Source organism: Pseudomonas sp. JL23 (genome assembly GCF_056933585.1).
Genome location: NZ_CM167795.1, coordinates 5209810 through 5227744, shown reverse-complemented (window position 1 = coordinate 5227744; position 17935 = coordinate 5209810). Strand labels below are relative to the sequence as shown.

20 protein-coding genes and 1 tRNA gene are annotated in these 17935 nt (G+C 52.0%); 12 read left to right on the top strand and 9 right to left on the bottom strand.

Translation table 11 applies throughout. The features are described from left to right. Positions 1-21: 21 nt before the first annotated feature. Together AC1Z24_RS24095 and AC1Z24_RS24090 are read left to right on the top strand one after the other, a co-directional pair. On the top strand, positions 22-273 hold the full coding sequence (locus AC1Z24_RS24095; RefSeq protein WP_259109643.1) for a sulfurtransferase TusA family protein: 252 nt from the start codon (positions 22-24) through the stop codon (positions 271-273). A gap of 27 nt (positions 274-300) precedes the next feature. Continuing rightward, positions 301-1371 carry an AI-2E family transporter gene (locus AC1Z24_RS24090; RefSeq protein WP_259109642.1) on the top strand — a complete coding sequence of 357 codons (1071 nt, stop codon included), beginning with the start codon at positions 301-303 and terminating at the stop codon, positions 1369-1371. 89 nt (positions 1372-1460) lie between these two features. Here the strand turns inward: AC1Z24_RS24090 and AC1Z24_RS24085 are convergent, their stop codons facing one another. Together AC1Z24_RS24085 and AC1Z24_RS24080 are read right to left on the bottom strand one after the other, a co-directional pair. After that, complete coding sequence (locus tag AC1Z24_RS24085; protein WP_483743006.1) at positions 1461-1934, bottom strand: peroxiredoxin; 474 nt, start codon at positions 1932-1934, stop codon at positions 1461-1463. A gap of 9 nt (positions 1935-1943) precedes the next feature. Beyond that, positions 1944-2507, bottom strand: a complete 564-nt coding sequence (locus AC1Z24_RS24080; RefSeq protein ID WP_259102683.1) for a glycine cleavage system transcriptional repressor — start codon at positions 2505-2507, stop codon at positions 1944-1946. A 316-nt stretch (positions 2508-2823) separates the two neighbouring features. On the opposite strand from AC1Z24_RS24080, the gene dapA reads away from it, so the two are divergent. From dapA to AC1Z24_RS24050, 6 genes are all read left to right on the top strand, one after another. Continuing rightward, positions 2824-3702 carry a 4-hydroxy-tetrahydrodipicolinate synthase gene (gene dapA / locus AC1Z24_RS24075; protein ID WP_259102682.1) on the top strand — a complete coding sequence of 293 codons (879 nt, stop codon included), beginning with the start codon at positions 2824-2826 and terminating at the stop codon, positions 3700-3702. A gap of 18 nt (positions 3703-3720) precedes the next feature. After that, positions 3721-4836 carry an outer membrane protein assembly factor BamC gene (bamC, locus tag AC1Z24_RS24070; RefSeq protein WP_483743005.1) on the top strand — a complete coding sequence of 372 codons (1116 nt, stop codon included), beginning with the start codon at positions 3721-3723 and terminating at the stop codon, positions 4834-4836. Beyond that, positions 4836-5594: an MBL fold metallo-hydrolase gene (locus AC1Z24_RS24065; protein ID WP_483743004.1), complete on the top strand. Its 759-nt coding sequence runs from the start codon at positions 4836-4838 to the stop codon at positions 5592-5594. The genes bamC and AC1Z24_RS24065 overlap by 1 nt, the downstream gene beginning before the upstream one ends. 28 nt (positions 5595-5622) lie before the next feature. Then, positions 5623-6336 carry a phosphoribosylaminoimidazolesuccinocarboxamide synthase gene (gene purC / locus AC1Z24_RS24060; protein WP_259102678.1) on the top strand — a complete coding sequence of 238 codons (714 nt, stop codon included), beginning with the start codon at positions 5623-5625 and terminating at the stop codon, positions 6334-6336. Between the two features lie 91 nt (positions 6337-6427). Next, a tRNA-Ser gene (locus AC1Z24_RS24055) sits at positions 6428-6517 on the top strand. 339 nt (positions 6518-6856) lie between these two features. After that, the gene (locus tag AC1Z24_RS24050) at positions 6857-7213 is read left to right on the top strand and encodes a Rap1a/Tai family immunity protein (protein WP_483743003.1); all 357 of its coding nucleotides are present in this window, start codon (positions 6857-6859) and stop codon (positions 7211-7213) included. 286 nt (positions 7214-7499) lie between these two features. On the opposite strand, the gene AC1Z24_RS24045 is transcribed toward AC1Z24_RS24050, so the two are convergent. Both AC1Z24_RS24045 and AC1Z24_RS24040 read right to left on the bottom strand, forming a co-directional pair. After that, a complete protein-coding gene (locus AC1Z24_RS24045; protein WP_057978389.1) occupies positions 7500-8066 on the bottom strand; it encodes a recombinase family protein in 567 nt (188 codons plus the stop codon). A gap of 507 nt (positions 8067-8573) precedes the next feature. Further along, positions 8574-8726, bottom strand: coding sequence for a helix-turn-helix domain-containing protein (locus AC1Z24_RS24040; protein ID WP_483746702.1), 153 nt, complete (start codon positions 8724-8726; stop codon positions 8574-8576). Positions 8727-8895: 169 nt separating this feature from the next. Here AC1Z24_RS24040 and AC1Z24_RS24035 point away from each other — a divergent pair, with 169 nt between their 5' ends. Both AC1Z24_RS24035 and AC1Z24_RS24030 read left to right on the top strand, forming a co-directional pair. Then, the gene (locus AC1Z24_RS24035; protein WP_097139791.1) at positions 8896-9099 is read left to right on the top strand and encodes a hypothetical protein; all 204 of its coding nucleotides are present in this window, start codon (positions 8896-8898) and stop codon (positions 9097-9099) included. Positions 9100-9121: 22 nt separating this feature from the next. After that, positions 9122-10081, top strand: a complete 960-nt coding sequence (locus AC1Z24_RS24030; RefSeq protein WP_483743002.1) for a hypothetical protein — start codon at positions 9122-9124, stop codon at positions 10079-10081. A 1024-nt stretch (positions 10082-11105) separates the two neighbouring features. On the opposite strand, the gene AC1Z24_RS24025 is transcribed toward AC1Z24_RS24030, so the two are convergent. From AC1Z24_RS24025 to AC1Z24_RS24005, 5 genes are all read right to left on the bottom strand, one after another. Beyond that, positions 11106-11570, bottom strand: coding sequence for a hypothetical protein (locus tag AC1Z24_RS24025; RefSeq protein WP_483743001.1), 465 nt, complete (start codon positions 11568-11570; stop codon positions 11106-11108). A 321-nt stretch (positions 11571-11891) separates the two neighbouring features. Continuing rightward, on the bottom strand, positions 11892-13139 hold the full coding sequence (locus AC1Z24_RS24020) for a primase-helicase family protein (protein WP_483743000.1): 1248 nt from the start codon (positions 13137-13139) through the stop codon (positions 11892-11894). Positions 13140-13305: 166 nt separating this feature from the next. Next, a complete protein-coding gene (locus AC1Z24_RS24015; protein ID WP_483742999.1) occupies positions 13306-13476 on the bottom strand; it encodes a hypothetical protein in 171 nt (56 codons plus the stop codon). Between the two features lie 199 nt (positions 13477-13675). Further along, positions 13676-13999, bottom strand: a complete 324-nt coding sequence (locus AC1Z24_RS24010; protein WP_483742998.1) for a hypothetical protein — start codon at positions 13997-13999, stop codon at positions 13676-13678. A gap of 1239 nt (positions 14000-15238) precedes the next feature. After that, positions 15239-16783: a tyrosine-type recombinase/integrase gene (locus tag AC1Z24_RS24005; protein WP_483742997.1), complete on the bottom strand. Its 1545-nt coding sequence runs from the start codon at positions 16781-16783 to the stop codon at positions 15239-15241. Positions 16784-17050: 267 nt separating this feature from the next. Between AC1Z24_RS24005 and mntA the strand changes: the two genes are divergently transcribed. Together mntA and hepT are read left to right on the top strand one after the other, a co-directional pair. Next, positions 17051-17446, top strand: coding sequence for a type VII toxin-antitoxin system MntA family adenylyltransferase antitoxin (gene mntA, locus AC1Z24_RS24000; protein ID WP_483742996.1), 396 nt, complete (start codon positions 17051-17053; stop codon positions 17444-17446). Beyond that, positions 17436-17861 carry a type VII toxin-antitoxin system HepT family RNase toxin gene (gene hepT, locus AC1Z24_RS23995; RefSeq protein ID WP_483742995.1) on the top strand — a complete coding sequence of 142 codons (426 nt, stop codon included), beginning with the start codon at positions 17436-17438 and terminating at the stop codon, positions 17859-17861. Before mntA ends, hepT begins: the two co-directional genes overlap by 11 nt. Positions 17862-17935: the final 74 nt, after the last annotated feature.

Here is a 17935-nt window from a genome sequence, read left to right as displayed (position 1 = left end):
GTGCCTGCCCGGAGAGAAATGATGTCTGACGCTGTAGCCTGTCCCGCTGTGTGCGACGCGGAGCTCGATGCCAGTGGGCTGAACTGCCCGCTGCCGTTGCTCAAGGCCAAGATGGAACTCAATCGCCTGAGCAGCGGCGCGGTGCTCAAGGTGACCGCCACCGATGCCGGTTCCCAACGCGATTTCCGTACGTTTGCCCGTTTGGCGGGACACACACTGTTACATGAACAGGTCGAAGCCGGGGTCTATCGCTACTGGTTGCGCAAAGCCTGATTAATTTCTCTGTGAAAAGGATTTTTGATGTTCAAGGTGCTTCGCGACTGGGTGCATCGCTACTTCTCCGATGAAGAAGCGGTGGTGCTCGCAGTCTTGCTGGTCGTGGCCTTTACCGTAGTCCTGAAACTCGGCGGTATGCTGGCACCGGTACTGGCCGGGATGGTCCTGGCGTTCCTGATGCAGGGGATGGTCAACCTGCTGGAGCGTATGCGGGTGCCTGAGTCCGGCGCCGTCGGTCTGGTGTTCATGCTGTTCATGGGCGTGCTGGCGGTGATCATGCTGGTGTTGGTGCCGTTGCTCTGGCATCAGGTCATCACCCTGTTCAATGAACTGCCGGGCATGCTGATCAAGTGGCAGTCGTTGTTGTTGCTGCTGCCTGAGCGCTATCCGCATCTGGTTTCCGACGAGCAGGTACTGCACGCCATTGAAGTGGCCAGGGGCGAGATCGGCAAGTTCGGCCAGTTGGCGCTGACCTTTTCCCTGTCGAGCCTGCCGATGCTGGTCAACGTCATGATCTATCTGGTGCTGGTGCCGATTCTGGTGTTTTTCTTCCTCAAGGACCGTCACCTGATCGCCCGCTGGGTCGTCGGCTACCTGCCTCGCGAGCGCACGCTGATCACCCGGGTAGCCCAGGAAATGAACCGGCAGATCGCCAACTACATACGCGGCAAGGTCATCGAGATCGTGTTGTGCGGTGGGGTGACCTATATCGCATTCGTCACCATGGGCCTGAATTACGCGGCGCTGCTGGCGATGCTGGTCGGCCTGTCGGTGGTGGTGCCTTATGTCGGCGCGGTAGTGGTGACGGTGCCAGTCACCCTGATTGCGCTTTTCCAGTGGGGCTGGAGCGACCAGTTCATCTATTTGATGGCGGTATACGGGATCATCCAGATGCTCGACGGCAACGTGCTGGTGCCGCTGCTGTTCGCCGGAGCGGTGAATCTGCACCCTGTGGCGATCATCTGCGCAGTGCTGTTGTTTGGCGGGTTATTTGGCTTCTGGGGGATTTTCTTTGCGATTCCCCTGGCAACACTGTTCAAGGCGGTGCTGGATGCCTGGCCGAGGAATGAGCCTTCTGTGGCACCGCTTTTGTAAAAGGCTGGAAAAGAATCCGTAGGACCGGCTTCAGCCGGGAGGGCGCCCTCCCGGCTGAAGCCGGTCCTACGAATTGTGCCTTAATCTGCTCAGCCCTTGTTCAAGGCCTCAGCTTTGGCCAGTACCTCGGCCACATGGCCCGGCACCTTGACCCCGCGCCATTCGTGACGCAGCACGCCATCGGTGTCGATCAGGAAGGTGCTGCGGTCCACACCCATGTATTCCTTGCCGTACAGCTTCTTCAGCTTGATCACGTCGAACAGCTGGCAGACGGCTTCATCCTTGTCGGAAATCAGCTCGAAGGGGAATTCTTGCTTGGCCTTGAAGTTCTCGTGGGACTTGATGCCATCACGGGACACCCCGTAGATCAGCGTATTGGCCGCCTGGAACTGCGCGTAATGGTCGCGGAAGCCCTGGCCTTCGGTGGTGCAGCCCGGCGTGCTGTCCTTGGGATAGAAATAGATCACTACCTGCTGGCCCTTGAGGGCTGACAGGCTGACGGTCTGGCCGCCAGTGGCCGGTGCTTCGAAATTGACTACGGGGTGATCGACGGCAACAGCCATGACGATTCCTTACATGGGAGCTTGTGGGCGCCAGGGTTCGATCAGGGCGTCGAGGTTCAACGCATCGGCGAAATCGAGGAACTGATCGCGCAGCCAACTGATCTGGGTCCCGGCAGGCAAGGTGACGGTGAAAGTCGCGTTGAGCATGGTGCCGCCGGTCTGCGGCGCCTGATACGTATCGCAGATCAGGTTTTCCAGTTCGACATTGTGATCCATGAAGAACTGGCAGAGCTCATTGATGATGTCCGGACGATACGCGGAGCTGACATAAGCCACGTAAGGCAGGGCCTCGGGACGGCTTTCCAGGGTGGCGCTGCGCACGACGCTGATGGTGAAGGTGTGTTTCTTGCCAAGGCTCGGCAGGCTGCCTTCCAGGCGGGCCAGAGCGTCCCAACTGCCGGAAACCTGCAGGATCAGAGCGCTGTACTCGCCATGGCGGGTCAGACGCGAACTGACCACTGAGCAGCGGCTCTCGTGGCTGGCGCGGCACAGCACGTTGGTCAGCTCCATGGGGTTGGCCCCGAGGGCACTGATGACAAGGAATTGTTCGCGGACTGTGGGGGTGGACGACATGCAGCATTCCTAAGCGATGAGTGGTCGGTACGTAAGCGGGCTTGCGTGAGTCGTTCGTTGATCGCCGTTGCTGGAAATCCGCCACGACCGCTACCGCCTGATCGCCTGGAAATGGCGCGCAGACAGCGCTGGGACGGGGATTGCGGCAGTAGAAACGATCGATTGAACGAGGCCGACAGATGACCCGTACCAATCAAAGAACGAAGGGTAGCGAAAACCATCGCTCAGGGGAATGCTCAGAGCACGGTACTTCGCTTGTACAAGGCCGATGGCGCCAGTACCATTACCGCTCTCTTTTTCCGGCAGGAGCGGTTGCATGATTGCGGGCAGTATGGTGGCACTGGTCACACCAATGGATGCACAGGGTCGTCTTGACTGGGACAGCCTGAGCAAACTGGTGGACTTTCACCTGCAAGAGGGCACCAACGCCATTGTTGCCGTTGGCACTACAGGTGAATCGGCCACTCTCGATGTCAATGAACACATCGAAGTGATCCGTCGCGTGGTCGCCCAGGTAGCAGGGCGCATTCCGGTCATCGCCGGCACAGGGGCCAATTCGACGCGCGAAGCCGTCGAACTGACCACCAATGCCAAGAATGCCGGTGCCGATGCCTGCCTGCTGGTGACTCCGTACTACAACAAGCCGACCCAGGAAGGCCTGTACCAGCATTTCCGGCACATCGCCGAAGCAGTCGACATCCCGCAGATCCTCTACAACGTGCCGGGCCGTACCGCCTGTGACATGCAGGCAGAGACTGTGATCCGTCTGTCCACGGTGAAAAATATCATCGCCATCAAGGAAGCCACGGGCGACCTGCAGCGCGCCAAGGATATCCTGGCAGGCGTAAGCAGCGACTTCCTGGTTTACTCCGGTGACGACGCCACGGCGGTCGAGCTGATCCTGCTGGGCGGCAAGGGCAACATTTCCGTGACTGCCAACGTCGCGCCGCGCGCCATGAGCGATCTGTGCGCCGCTGCCATGCGGGGTGATGCCGTCACCGCCCGGGCGATCCACGAAAAACTGATGCCGCTCAATAAAACCCTGTTTATCGAATCCAACCCTATTCCCGTGAAATGGGCTCTGCATGAAATGGGCATGATGCCGGACGGTATCCGTCTGCCGCTCACCTGGCTCAGCGAACCCTGCCACGAACCGCTGCGTCAGGCCCTGCGCCAGTCCGGCGTATTGGTTTAATTGAGGAAGTATTACGCAATGAAGCGATTGGCCGGACTTTCCGCACTTGCCTTGATTATCACCAGCACCAGCGGCTGTTCCTGGGTTTGGGGTCCTGAGGGCTACTTCCGGGATCGCAGCAGTGATTACCTGGAAGCCAACCAGACTGCACCGATGCAGCTGCCTTCTGATGTCGCTACGCGCAAGCGCCTGGATCCCTTGCTGCCGATTCCGCGCAATGTCGCCGATGAAACCGTGAAAGGCGAATTCATCGTGCCGCGTCCGCAGCCTCTGTCCACCGTGGCCGAGTCCAGCGATTTCAGCCTGCAGAAGAACGGCGATGCGCGCTGGATCCTCGCGCAGCGCTCGCCGGCCGAAGTCTGGCCGATTGCTCACCAGTACTTCGAGGACAACGGCTTCCGCATCGCTGAAGACCGCCCGCAGACCGGTGAATTCAACACCACCTGGCAGCGTCTGGACGAACTGTCCGGCGCCGTGTCCACGCGCCTGAAGGCCAGCGGCCTGTCCGCCGACAGCGAAACCCGCGTGCGGGTGCGTATCGAGCCTGGCGTGCAGCGCAACACCAGTGAAATCTTCGTGGTCAGCCTCGAGCGCCCGGCCGGCAGCACCGCCGAGAGCGATTTCCCGGCGCGTACCGTCAACCTGGGCCTGGACTCGGCACTGACCGACGACATGCTCGCCAGCATGAGCCGCGGCGCCGAGAAGGGCAGCTCCATCTCCCTCCTTGCTGCGCGTGACTTCGACGCCCCGAGCCGTGTAGCCCTGAGCGAAGACGGCAGCGGCAACCCGGTACTCAACGTCGGCTCCGACCTGGACCGTGCCTGGTCGAGCGTCGGCCGTGCACTGAACCAGGGTGAATGGCGCGTGGAAGACATCAACCGCAGCCTGGGCCTGTACTACATCAACCTGGCGGAGCGCGCCGATCGTCCGGAAAACCAGCCTGGTTTCTTCGGCCGTCTGTTCGGCAGCAAGACCACCAAGGAAGAGATCGATGCCCGCGCCCAGCGTTATCAGGTGCGTTTGAGCAAAGTGGGTGACAGCGTCCAGGTCACCGTCGAGAAGAACATCAATACCGTGGCGCCAAGCGATATCGCCCGCCGTGTATTGGGTGTGATTCAAGACAACCTGGGTTAATGCGCTTCGCGGTTCTGGGAAGCGGCAGCCAGGGAAACGGCACGCTGGTCGCAAGCGACAACACCTGCGTGCTGGTCGATTGCGGTTTCTCCCTGCGGGAAACCGAGCGACGCCTGGCCCGGCTGGGGCTCAGCGCTCACCAATTGAGCGCTATTCTGGTAACCCACGAGCATGCCGATCATGTGCATGGCGTGGGGATGCTGTCGCGGCGCTACAATTTGCCGGTGTACCTCAGCAGCGGTACCCAGCGTGGCTTGCGCAAGCCGCTGGAAGTCGCCGGATTGCTCGTTGGCGGCCAGCAGCTGCAGATCGGCGCGCTGACCATCGATGCTGTGGCCGTGGCCCACGACGCGCTTGAGCCGACTCAGTTCGTATTCAGCGACGGCAAGCGGCGCTTTGGCGTACTGACCGACCTGGGCTCGTACTGCGAGTCGATACTGCACAGCTACAAGGGCCTCGATGCCTTGATGATCGAAGCCAACCATTGCCGTGACCTGCTGGCCCGGGGTCATTATCCGTACTTCCTCAAGCAGCGGGTGGGTGGCGAACGAGGACATTTGAACAATCACCAGGCCGCCAATCTGGTGAGCGAGCTGGGATGGCAGGATTTACAGCACCTGGTGCTGGCCCATCTGAGCAGCAAGAACAACCTGCCGCAACTGGCCCGGCAATGTTTTGTCGACACCCTCGGGTGCGACCCGGACTGGCTGCAACTGGCCGATCAAGATTCAGGGCTCGACTGGCGACATATCGCCTAGCCCATCTACTTAGCAAGCGGAGCCCATCATGGAAAAACGTGAAGAACTCTACCGCGGCAAAGCCAAATCGGTGTACACCACCGACGACGCTGACCGTCTGATCCTGCTGTTCCGCAACGACACGTCGGCATTCGACGGCAAGCGCATCGAACAGCTGGACCGCAAGGGCATGGTGAACAACAAGTTCAACGCCTTCATCATGCAGAAGCTTGAAGCCGCAGGCGTGCCGACCCAGTTCGACAAGCTGCTGGGCGACAACGAATGCCTGGTCAAGAAGCTGGACATGATCCCGGTCGAATGCGTCGTGCGTAACTACGCTGCCGGCAGCCTGGTCAAGCGCCTGGGCATCGAAGAGGGCACCAAGCTCAATCCGTATACCTTCGAACTGTTCCTCAAGAACGACGCCATGGGCGACCCGTTCATCAACGAATCCCACGTCGTGGCATTCGGTTGGGGCACCGCCGAGCAACTGGTTCGCATGAAAGAACTGTCGCTCAAGGTCAACGAAGTCCTGAGCAAGCTGTTCGACGACGCAGGCCTGCTGCTGGTCGACTTCAAACTGGAATTCGGCGTGTTCAGCGACGGCTCCATCGTCCTGGGCGACGAATTCAGCCCGGACGGCTGCCGTCTGTGGGACAAGGACACCAAGAAGAAAATGGACAAGGACCGTTTCCGCCAGGGTCTGGGCGACGTGATCGAAGCCTACGAAGAAGTCGCCCATCGCTTGGGCGTCCCGCTGTAACCCGCAAAACGACGCAAGCGCTTGATAGCACGAAAAAAACTTGGATAAAATGCTCGCATTCCCCAGTTAAGCTGTTATCATGCGCGCCGTTGGAGAGATGCCAGAGTGGCCGAATGGGACGGATTCGAAATCCGTTGTACTGGCGACAGTACCTAGGGTTCGAATCCCTATCTCTCCGCCATACATAGAAAAGCCCCGTAATTCAATGAGTTACGGGGTTTTTTCGTTTCTGGTTCTACTACTCGTTTCTACTACTCAAATACCTCTTTTTTTACGCTGTGAAGCAGATTTCTGATGCAACTGAGTTTTGCATCAGATTAATGGAGTGCGTGCGATCTGATCGATTCACATTGCTCCCACTGCTTCTAGTAATCTCCTCTCCACTCCAAGCGTAATAGATCCAGTAGCACTGTTGAATCTAGGCCCAATGCACGCGGACACTCGTAGGCTGTGGCACAGTGACAGCGTGGACAGCTATGATCGCCATCTTATCGAATGGGGATGTCGGATGAACGCTAGGATGGCCGTAGTAGCACTTGCAGGGATGATTGGGTGTAGTGGTGCGTACTCTGCTGACGGGAATGAACTGCTGTTGCAATGCCAGGCCACAGTCAAGCGTTTGGACGGTGATACCAGTGTAGACAGGCTAGACGTTGGTCTCTGTCTCGGCATGGTGGAGGGCGTGAGAACAATGCTGATCATCGACAATGAGGCACTACCCGCCAACCTAAAGAATTGCCTGCCAGCGCAGGGTATTAACAATGGTCAGGCGGCACGTATAGTGGCAATGTTTCTGCAAGAAAACCCTGCTGTATTGCACCTACCGGCAGGTGATCTGACAAGGTATGCACTGATGCATGCTTATCCATGCAACTAATCCATCGCCGCGATTCAGTAGCATGGTGCAGCAGTTGAACGGAAGGTTCGTTTCAATTCTTCCTTCTCCTCAGCTCGGGGACTGACCAATCAAGCACACCTACGAAACCAAAAATACCCCTCTCAACACAATCCCAAAATATGAGAGGTGTGGGGTGGCTAACTGGTTACCCCTGACACCGAGAGGGAAGAGGCGCTAGAACGCCTCAGAGTGGCTGAAACTACATAGAAAAGAGGGTTTCTGATAGGGGAAAGTGCTTCAGCCTTCGTCTCTTCGCGGATCATTATCATTTGTTCCAGTGACGCTTCACTGTAGCGATACCAATCTTCAATTCAGTAGCTACCTGAGCTTGTGTCTTGTCTTGTGCTTTGAGGCGCTGAACATCCGCTGTGGTGTCTGTGGCTTCAGGACGGCCAAGCTTCTTGCCTTCTGCTTTGGCCCGCAGCAAACCTTGCTGTGTACGCTCGATAAGCAAGTCACGTTCAAACTCAGCTACAGCCCCCAGCACTTGCATGGTCATCTTGCCTGCTGCACTGGTCAGGTCTACACCGCCAAGAGCAAGGCAGTGAACACGGATGCCATTCTCTGCCAGATGTTCGACTGTCTGACGTACATCCATCGCGTTGCGCCCGAGACGGTCAAGCTTGGTAACGATCAGTACGTCACCCGATTCCATACGTTCTAAAAGCTTCTGGAAGCCTGCACGCTCCTTTGCAGCGACGCTACCCGACACCGTTTCTTCCACTACACGACTAGCCTGTACATCGAAGCCAGCCGCTTTCACTTCCTGCACTTGGTTTTCGGTGAACTGGTTGGAGGTGCTGACGCGGCAGTAGAGGAAGGTGCGTGACATGATGTTGACTCCGGTATCGTTTAACGTGGTATCAGTGTACCAAGGTATCAACAATACCAAAAGCCTATTTTTATGATGCCTGATACCGCCTGTCTGGAAGGTATCGTTTAACGGTCGTTTGATGATGCTATTGAACGAAGGTTTTGTGCGTGTCTGAGATGGTGGCATCTGATGGTGGCTAAGGGCTATAGTCGAAAGGCCACAATTGGTGGTTGAAGAACTAGGGACAGCTCATGGCAATGTACAAAAACGGCAATGCACTTACCCATACAGAGGACAAGGCATTTGACGGCACGCATTCACCTGGAGTGGCCGCTCCTCATCCCGGAATCTACAAGTGCACAGGTTGTGGAGATGAGATCGCGATAGCAGGGGGGCATATCCTGCCACCCCAGAACCATAGGCAACACTCGACCAATGCCAAAATCGCATGGCAATTACTGGTCTACCCAGTCCAGCAAAAATAAAGCTGAATCCAGACCGGCCTAGCGTTTTTGAATGTGGGATTCAAAGCCCTGCGAACAATTCTGCGAGGTCGGTCTTCAGTGCGACAGCCAAAGTCTGGATCGCGTCTAAGCTTGGGTTGGCCCCGCCTGTCTCAATACGGCTCATGTAGGTTCTGGCAAACCCACACCTATCCGCAAAGGCTTCTTGAGTCATGCCTGTAGCAAGACGAAGCTCACGAATTCGATGGCCGAAACGGTGACGTAGGGAGGGAGAAGGCATTCCCGTATCGTGGGCTGATGTGCTCTAATCGTGAACACACTAATCGTGACATTGACTGAAGAGATCGCCTGTTACTCAGTCAGCAGATGAAGGAAAAAGTGGGATGAAGGACGGCATCATTAGACTGAACGATTACCTTTGTTACTTCGCCATCGTTGCCGTTGCGTTTGCGGGGTACGCAATCTATGGCGAGTGGGGGGCAATCGGTGGATTCATAGCTGGGGCGGTGATGGCTGGGTTCTGGCTTGTCCTTAGCGGGATTTATGACGAGCTGAAGAAAATTACTGCATCGAAGGGATTGCGTTAATCAAGACACAAGGAATTGATTGATGGACAGCCAAGAAATTGAGCTTCGGCAAGACTCTGCAATGCTGCTTCGCACAGACATGCGTTCAAAGAAAATCAACCTCAAGGAAGCCAATGCAAAACATCGTGAAATCTCCAGTACCGTAGCGGTGCTAGGTGAGGAGCTGAAGCATGCGACCAGTCGCTTAGCTGAGCTTCAATCTGGTAGAGGAAAGACGCTTGCGGCAGAACCTGACATTAAGATTTTCGAGTTTTGGCTGAGCATTCCCGGATACAGTGGGAATATTAGGAATGCAAAAGCCGAAATGATAATGCATGGCAGTCTGCAACATGTCAGTAACGTCAGCAGTACCAGCAAGAGTGGCTTAGGTGGCGGCATTGTCGGCGGCTTGATTTTTGGGCCATTGGGGGCTGCCGCTGGTGTGTTGGCGACGCGGAAAAGCAAAGTTAGTACCCAAGTCCAACAGGTAGACACCCGACAAGTGGAATTGCAAATCACGGGGCCTGGCTATGCTTGGTCTGTTTTGGCTCACTCAGGTTATGCTGACAAATTCAGGGCGCTGAGAGATTTGATAAATGCTTACGGATCATCTCCTAAAGGCATTCAAGACTCCCTTCTCGCACAAACCACAACTGTAAATCTTCTACAGGAAAAGTTGGCCACGCAAAAAGCGTATCTCCAACTCGCTGCCAAGGAAGCTGAAGAGCGAAGCGTCGTCTATGAGATAACGAAAAAAGAGTTTAAAAATACACGACTGCCACTAATCGCTGATTTGAAATTCAGATGGGCGTGCCTGTCCAATTTCTGGCAATGGCTGGTAATATTAGGTGGCCCTTTCTTATTGGTCATTCTCGCTGGAGCAACTACATATGCTCGCATGGCGGCTCAACCCTGGCTTAGTCAAGCTACTGCTCTAGCTGTAGTGGATGTCTTTGTGTGGTGCGCTTTGTTCATAGCCTATCTGATTCGCTACCGTGTTTAATTATTCACAGTGGGAGTAGAGGCGCCTGAGCATAAGTGAGCGCATATCCATCTACGAATGCGGGAAATGCCTCTGCATTCCATGGTCCGCCCACCGCATCACCATTAACGAATACGGCCCCATTTATCCAGCTCCGAGACATTGCAGTAAGGTCGTAATATAAGCCTACGGCTTCGCTGGGAGTGACTTCAGATTCAATCTGCACTGACCAACGCCCGGATCTGTCTAGATACTGCCAGCGCTCTCTAAGTGGCGAAAACGAGCCAATAGAAGGCTTTGTGCTGCTGTCTAGATTGTCTGCCGAAGCCTTCAAGATGAACCAATAGAAATACGTCATTGGTTGTGTCCTTGTAATAATTTGATCCTAGTATCCAAGATTCTAATTTGTCCTTCCATATCGTTATTTACCCTGTCTTGCCTTTCAGCAGTATTATTAATTTTCTGTTCGACGTAGTTAACCAGTGAATCCAGTCTCTGCCGGATTGCATCATCACTACTATGGTCAGCCTTCGCTGAGATCAAAATATATGTCAGCAATGAAATACAGATAACACCTATGAGTGCGAACAGACCTAGGACGGCAATTACAATATTATTCAATCTTCTAAACCTTCTTGTTCTTCATAGTTTTAGCTTATTATTCAACCAAATGTAATAATATTACATTATTGGCGGAGAAATGCATCGTGCTAAACAGTTGGCGTCAATAACCCAGCAAACATGCAGGGTGTAAAGGAGTGGGAAGGCATTAGTCTTCCCGATCTCCTGTTACCTTGATTCCTGCTTGCTTAATCCTGTTTAGGGAATCTCTTCAAAAGAATTTGCTTAGTAAGGTCTACGCTTTCAGCGGGTTTGCTAGCTTCCAACAAGATGTCCACGTAATGCTGAATCTCATCCGCTGACAATTTTGTAGACTCTACTTCTTTAGCCTCCTTAGGCTTAGGTGATTCCACTTTATTGAAATAGGCTTCGCTGAGTGCCTTGTCTTGTCTAGTAACGGGGAACAGCAAAGACTTCGTAAGCATTATTTAGTCTCCAAGTTGGCAAAGAAGTCTTGTGCCTCTTTAGCTGCATCAGTACGAAGCTTGGCCTCTTTGTCGAGTTCTTTCTTTGCTTCTTTATCTTTCTGTGCCTGATACAGCTGTTGCTCCAAGATCTGCTGTTGCTTCTGCTTTTCTACTTCTAGTTCTGCTAGGTATGCATTCTCTGTTTCAATCGCAACATCTTTCAGCAAGTCATCAATGTTCTCTTTCACCAGAAACACTGTAAATCCAGCCATTGTGCTAATTGGATGATTCTCCGAAAGCACTCGACCTGCTGCAAACAGCTTTTGCAGCTTTGGCATGAGAATGGATACGGGCTCGCTATACCGATCTACTGCTGCATAAGACCGAAGAAATTGAAATTTTGCATGTTCGATTCGTTTGTCCAGTACATCTTGTTGAAAAGTGAATGCGCTCAAGGTGACGTGTTGTTTTGCATTTTCCATTTTTATTTCCTTTGAAGTTGCCATTGTCGGCGGTTTTTGGGCAAGACTGCCCCGTTGATTGCTCTTGTTAAGGAGCAGATTCTATTGTTGCTGGGAATGCCTTTACATAGGCGGGAAGAACATCTTACGGCTGCGCTATCGCTTGCCTTACGTCAAATCGCTTCGCTCTTTGACTTACTAACATCTTATTAAAAAAAGGTTAACTAAAGCTGTCACCCTGTCACCTATTGACTGAACCTTATAGGCTGCGGGGCTTACAGTGATGACGGCTTACATGGGTAGGTGTCACCCTACCTGTCACCCTGTCACCAATCCCGTCACTCAAAAACCATTGCAGGGCATATGAGTCTCAAGTTCTTTCGGAGTGGATTCTACTGTCAACCCATTTTCAAAGCCGAAAGGGGTAATGTAGTACCGTTGTGCTTTTGTTCGGCGTTGTTTGCAACCCACGGCCAAAAGTACGTTTGCAACTGCCATGTCGCTCAGGCCATGATCGAATTCGCTTAGAAAGGCGTCTTTGATAGCTTTCACAGTGAGCACCTTATTCTTTTCAACCACTTCGCCTAGGAGATCTTCCAGCTTGTCCGCACTACTAAACCCCATCAGTTCTTGCTTCGGGATGGTCATCGGTGGCGCATCAGTTGGGTGATAGCTACCAAGGTCCACCTGCTCAAGGTAGTTTCTAACGAGTTGCATCCCACCGTCATGCATCAGCCAAGGCTTGAGCTTTGTATTGATGAATTCTGAGGTCTCTTGGATCGATTCTTTGTGACGAATGAATTCCGGTATCCAGAAACGGCGGTCTCCTTTTTCCAAAACAAGAGGGAGGTGGTCATTACTGGTAATGATGAAATTCAGATAGTTATCAATCGTTACTGTTGGCTTGTGCTTGCGGTGAAGGGGAATCGTAGCGTTACCCTGGAAGCTCTTGAGGGCGTCTGTGGTGCTTTTCTTGCTCTTGTACACTTCATCAATCAAGGCGAGAGTCTTACCTGATATCACATCGTTAAAATCGCCTACGACGTCCTTGAGAGCGCATACACACACTGATGAACGCCCCAGCAATCCCGATAGAAGGGTTTCTACTAGAAAGCCTTTGCCGACGCCGTGTTGGCTGCGTAGCACAGGTGTCGCAATGATTCGTTGTTCAGGCTTCCGAACCACATGGGACAACCACCACCCGAAGTAGCGGCGTTCGATATCATCCGGGAACCATCGCTCTAAAAACTCGATGAACAAGGCTACCTGCTGTTTAGTGACCTTTTGACCTGTAGGTTGAATGTCAGGAGCCTTCCACAGATTAATCAGTCCGCCTTCAAGCACCGTGCCCGCGTTAGGCTTGAAACCTTCACCATAAGCCCAAGGTAAGCACGCAAGTAGATAGGGTGCATTGTGCTCAATACCGCCTTGTTGTGAATAGTAGTGAGAGATAATGCCTGCATCCCCTTGGTCAATGCCCGTTACTAAGTCACGGAACCTAGGGTAAGAGCTATCTGAAGGGATTCGTACAAATCGCGATTTTACCGCATCAATCGCATTATTATTGTTTTTCGGTGCTGCTGTAGTCATTGATATTTACCTCATCTGATGGGCTAGGACGTTTGGTTTTGAATAAAGAGTCGTGAAGAGACGAAATCAAAATGTTAAGTGTGTGGTTGGGAGAGCCGTGGTCGTAATGTCGCATGATTTCTAAAAGCTCATTTGAAGCTCTTTCATTGAGATGTGGCCGCATAAGTTATTTCTCCAGTTTCGCGAATTCTTCACGGAGGGATTTATGTAAAAAATAACGCCTTGCTACTGCATTCATCATCTTGGAGAAGCTTTCGTAATTCTCAGCCTCTGCTTCAAGTAGAGCAATCAAGTCCAAGGGCATAGCTACTTTGATCAGCCGTGTTTCTAGTTTCATTGGGAGGTTCCTTCTAGTAGTGTGGTGAGTGACAGGTTAAATTGGTTTACTTCCTCTGGGGTCTTGAGTGCTTTCAATGCGGCTTTGATGCTTTGACGAACTTTCTTCCGTGCTGCATATAGGCTCACAGAGCAGTTGTTTCCGCAGTGCTGATGTTTCTTGTTGGTTGGTTCAAAAGGGGTGTTGCAGATTACACAGTTCATAGCTTTTCCTCTGGTTGGTGCCCTTGGGTGATGATGCATTTATGGTTGGTATGTCTCAGTGGTTCAGCAATTTGTTCGGTTTGATCATTGGCGTTTACAGGGTGGTCGGGGTTAGGATGTTTTCCTTCATTTAGCAGATTGTTAATTACTTCAAAGGCTAACTTTGGACCTTCACCGGGGTAATGCTTTTGTCTCCAGTAATGCAACTGGTTATGGCATTTCTGTGAACAAAGGATCTTGGAACTTCGTGTGGTCAGCATTTCGCTGCCACACCATTTGCATTGTTTTATCAATTTCATAGGCGTTACGGTGCCGTCCATTATTGTTTCGGAATATTCAAGAGTAAGGAGTTTGATGCACAAAAAACCCACAACAAGGCGAATGAGTACCTTAAATTGTGGGTGGATAAAAGATCCAAATATAAAACAAACCACCGCTCAGACTACATTGCTAGCACGAGATGCGGTTTGAAACTCAAGGAGTTTTTTAATGAGGTGACATTGCAAGAAGGAACAATATCAACTCACATTGACCTGCGGGAGCAAACTCTAATAAGCACCATCAGGTCGATGTTTTTCTAACGAGGGGGATGCGAGAGGGTGAAACAAATTAGCTATCAGAGAGAGACAGATTTTTTCATCTCTGTTTTCTTCCCTTTCTCATCTTATTATACTAAATAAAACTCGATATTGTACAGATACAGTTAAACTAAGTTGAGTTTATATTACCAGTACAGTTTGGCTTGATTATTTGGTTTGTATTGATGGAGGCTTGGATTTGGTAAAAGCTGCCAGTCCATAAAGAATATCAAACTTAAGGCCTAATTGCTTATCTAAGTGCGACAACTAGTTGTATATGTACGACAACTTAGTGTTGTATTTAAATTATTATGTGTGTTAGGTGTTGTAGAGGCATTAATTTATTAATCTATTGTTATAGATGCTCTGCACTGAGTTCAGAAAATTGGTAGAACTTCCCCAAGGGGATAGGAGTACTCAAAAGAGCAGAGCCTTATCCCCAAGGTCTACACAACCTTCTGACCCAATGCTACAGGCTAGGCCTGCTCTGCACTTGAGACGAGAATGATCACAGCTTGTAGGCTGTACCTAACGGAAGGTTAGGCGGTAGTCCGGCTCCCTGACTGACATAATAAGCTCAATCACCCGCAGCCTCGCCGGAACCGACTTGTGTCGGCAACTTCATGCGTGCACCGTCATGCTTTGTAACGGCGACTGTATAACCACTTCTTGAGGACAAGTATCTAGCCAAACCACAAAAAGGCTCACTAATACGAAAAAAAACTATGGAGGGCATCAATTCTACAGTATTAAACAAGTTGCGGGAATGAATTAGTTAAAATAAAGTTTCGACGGAAGAACTAGCCTTCAAAACGACGTTAACCTCAAAACCAACCACGGACACGGGTTTAAGCTGGAAACGTCTCCAACCCTTAAAAACTCCCCCGAAATACCGTGATTGCATACGTTTAAATACACGGCCCTTGCTCTATTTCGTGACGATCTGCCCAGAATCAATTGCAAGGTGCTTTGATGGAGGTATCAGGTCAAATCAAAATTGTACGAGAGTAGCTCAATCACTTTGGCCTTTTGTTCAAGGCTTGGCCCTGCCGAATATAGGTCGAAGGTGATCATTCCGGTTTCATGACCAAACAATGCAGGCATTACAGACATATCTGCTCCAGCCCGATGCACCTCAGTGATTGCGGTTTTGCGAATTGAGTGCAGCACAAATGATTTATCAAATTTTGCAGCGGTCTTTAGACGTCCAAATCGTTTTCCTACAGCATCAAGTCGATTGCCATATTTATTGGTTTCCCCAAGCGCTCGACCTTTTAGCAGGTAGCCGTCTTCTGATGCATCTAGTAGAGACTGAACAAGCGGGGCAAGGGCGGTATGGATCGGAACCTCACGAACACCGGCCTCTGTTTTGCTCTCTAAAATTGAGAAGGCAATCGGTACGCCATTTTTGAGGGTGATGGTGTCGCGGTGGACTCGACCTATCTCCTCAAGCCTTGCCCCTGTGTAGGCTGCTAGAACAATCAGGTCAGCCAGCGGCTTGTCTTCCTTCTCTAAAGCAGCAGCATGCAATCGCTCCACGTCCTTGCGAGTGAATACTGCCCAACTGACTGACTCACCTTTGACCACAGGTAGGTCGTGTTTTTCAAATGGGGAGGGCTGGCCTTTGTACTGCTGACGCCAGTCTTCATCATATTTGATGGCCCATTTCCAGAACGTGTTACCTGCCCATATATGCTGCTTCTTGGTCTTAGAGGTAAGTGGCACGCCCTTAGCGTCCGTTAGCTGATCTAGGTATGCAGACACGAGGTCAAAGCTGATCGGTAGCCCTTTCTCACGTACGTAGGCGCTGAATAGCTCTACACGCTTCACTAAGGTGTCGATGGTCTTGGGATCTTTGCCAACCTTCTCAAGAAACGCCCTCAGCTTCAGCACACGGGCTGGAGTGATGGGTGATTTGGGCTTATAGCTTTGAGGGTCGGTGGCAAGCTCCTGCATGTCCTGACGCTCATCCGGCGATAGGTCGTAATACTCAGCTGTAATTTCCATGTGCAGCTTCGTGAAGGCGTCAGAAATCTTTGCTCCTAGGTCAGCGCCTTGTCCGGGCGTGAGCTTTTCGCTTAAACCCTCTAGATATTCGTGGTAGGTCGCTATAAATGCTTTGACCGGACCTTCCATGCCACCGTCATAGAGTTCCTGAAGGATGGGAGCTAGCGATTCTGTGTAAGCCAGGATGTCATTGGGTGAAGTGGTGGCATCTTTAGAGCGGGGTATGAATAGGGTAGGCAACCACTTTTCCTTTTTGCTCTGGTTCCGCCGCGTTAGATCCTGAACTTTCTCTTTCCATTCATCCCGCTCCGACAGCTTCTTGTCTCTGGCAGCCGTGATGTCTGCTTTCCATCTTGCGAGCCAAGCTAGGCGGCGTTCCATGGCTTCAGAGCGTAGTCCTGTCTTCAGCGATTGGATTAGCACCTTGCGATTGTCGAAGGCCAACTGCACGTCTTTAGGAATGTCGAGACGTACATACCAAGTGGATTCGCCTTTCTTTTGGAAAATATGGTCTGCCATGAGCCGCCCTCGGATGAGAGCTTAATTCTACTACTATGTTCTACTACTATACGAGCCTAAGGCCATGTGATACGGTGGTTGCTGGGGTTGGTGGATGGTTTTCGAGAGTCCCTATCTCTCCGCCATTATTGAACAACGCTAAGCCCCTGATAATCCTAGAGATTTCGGGGGTTTTTCGTTTCTGGTAATCGTGTTTAGGGCAAATGTAGGGCGTGCGAGACGAATTCTGATACGGTCTTCGTTAAATGTGACCCTCGGGTATAAGCCATGATTCTGGAACAGTTACTAACGCTTTTGCGTAATCGGCTTCCCGATCTGCTGGCTGTATATGTGTTTGGCAGTCAAGCATCAGGTGAGGCAGGCCCTGAGAGTGATCTGGATATAGCCGTACTGTCTACGGGACCACTGGATCAGGTACCGCTCTGGCAATTATCTGGAGAGCTTGCAGATTTAGTCGGGGTTCCGGTCGACTTGTTGGATCTGCGCGCTGCGTCGACGGTGATGCAATATCAGATACTGTCGACAGGACGACAAATTTGGTCTAGGGACAGCCAAGCTGCACTATTTGAAAGCTTCATATTGAGCGAAAAGACGGAGCTTGATACGGCAAGAGCGGGTTTGATGGAAGACATCCAAAGGGAAGGGAAAGTGTATGGCCGATGACGTTCTCATCAACAAGGCTGCCAGCATTGAACGTTGCGTTGCTCGCGCTAGAGAAGAGTACGATAAAGATCCTGGCAGTTTTGCCACCGACTTCACTCGTCAAGACGCCGCAATTCTGAATATCCAACGTGCCTGCGAAGCCGCACTCGATATGGGCCAGCACCTCATTCGTCGCGAACGCCTCGGAGTTCCGCAGAGCGCCCGCGATGTGTTTGAGCTTCTGGCCAAGGGCGGTTGGGTCAGTGGCTCGCTTCTGACCAGCCTGAAGAATATGGTCGGTTTTCGCAATATTGCCGTGCATGAGTATCAAACTTTGCAGTTGCCGATCACGGTTGCCATCATTACCCAGCACCTCGGTGACTTTGTGGCATTCAGCTCCCATATCCTGACAAAGGATGCAGCCGCACAGGATTGAAAGCTCGGCATTCCCCCCAGGAATGCCCCCATAAAAATCCCGAATTTCATTTAAGCTCCCGGATACAGTAGCTT

Bases quoted from the DNA above. Each gene is read 5' to 3' on its own strand.
- AC1Z24_RS24020 (WP_483743000.1), bottom strand. From the start codon at position 13,139: ATGACTACAGCAGCACCGAAAAACAATAATAATGCGATTGATGCGGTA.
- purC (WP_259102678.1), top strand. From the start codon at position 5,623: ATGGAAAAACGTGAAGAACTCTACCGCGGCAAAGCCAAATCGGTGTAC.
- AC1Z24_RS24005 (WP_483742997.1), bottom strand. From the start codon at position 16,783: ATGGCAGACCATATTTTCCAAAAGAAAGGCGAATCCACTTGGTATGTA.
- AC1Z24_RS24010 (WP_483742998.1), bottom strand. From the start codon at position 13,999: ATGGACGGCACCGTAACGCCTATGAAATTGATAAAACAATGCAAATGG.
- AC1Z24_RS24015 (WP_483742999.1), bottom strand. From the start codon at position 13,476: ATGAAACTAGAAACACGGCTGATCAAAGTAGCTATGCCCTTGGACTTG.
- AC1Z24_RS24025 (WP_483743001.1), bottom strand. From the start codon at position 11,570: ATGGAAAATGCAAAACAACACGTCACCTTGAGCGCATTCACTTTTCAA.
- AC1Z24_RS24045 (WP_057978389.1), bottom strand. From the start codon at position 8,066: ATGTCACGCACCTTCCTCTACTGCCGCGTCAGCACCTCCAACCAGTTC.
- AC1Z24_RS24085 (WP_483743006.1), bottom strand. From the start codon at position 1,934: ATGGCTGTTGCCGTCGATCACCCCGTAGTCAATTTCGAAGCACCGGCC.
- dapA (WP_259102682.1), top strand. From the start codon at position 2,824: ATGATTGCGGGCAGTATGGTGGCACTGGTCACACCAATGGATGCACAG.
- AC1Z24_RS24050 (WP_483743003.1), top strand. From the start codon at position 6,857: ATGGCCGTAGTAGCACTTGCAGGGATGATTGGGTGTAGTGGTGCGTAC.
- AC1Z24_RS24040 (WP_483746702.1), bottom strand. From the start codon at position 8,726: ATGACTCAAGAAGCCTTTGCGGATAGGTGTGGGTTTGCCAGAACCTAC.
- bamC (WP_483743005.1), top strand. From the start codon at position 3,721: ATGAAGCGATTGGCCGGACTTTCCGCACTTGCCTTGATTATCACCAGC.
- mntA (WP_483742996.1), top strand. From the start codon at position 17,051: ATGATTCTGGAACAGTTACTAACGCTTTTGCGTAATCGGCTTCCCGAT.
- hepT (WP_483742995.1), top strand. From the start codon at position 17,436: ATGGCCGATGACGTTCTCATCAACAAGGCTGCCAGCATTGAACGTTGC.
- AC1Z24_RS24095 (WP_259109643.1), top strand. From the start codon at position 22: ATGTCTGACGCTGTAGCCTGTCCCGCTGTGTGCGACGCGGAGCTCGAT.
- AC1Z24_RS24035 (WP_097139791.1), top strand. From the start codon at position 8,896: ATGAAGGACGGCATCATTAGACTGAACGATTACCTTTGTTACTTCGCC.
- AC1Z24_RS24090 (WP_259109642.1), top strand. From the start codon at position 301: ATGTTCAAGGTGCTTCGCGACTGGGTGCATCGCTACTTCTCCGATGAA.
- AC1Z24_RS24065 (WP_483743004.1), top strand. From the start codon at position 4,836: ATGCGCTTCGCGGTTCTGGGAAGCGGCAGCCAGGGAAACGGCACGCTG.
- AC1Z24_RS24030 (WP_483743002.1), top strand. From the start codon at position 9,122: ATGGACAGCCAAGAAATTGAGCTTCGGCAAGACTCTGCAATGCTGCTT.
- AC1Z24_RS24080 (WP_259102683.1), bottom strand. From the start codon at position 2,507: ATGTCGTCCACCCCCACAGTCCGCGAACAATTCCTTGTCATCAGTGCC.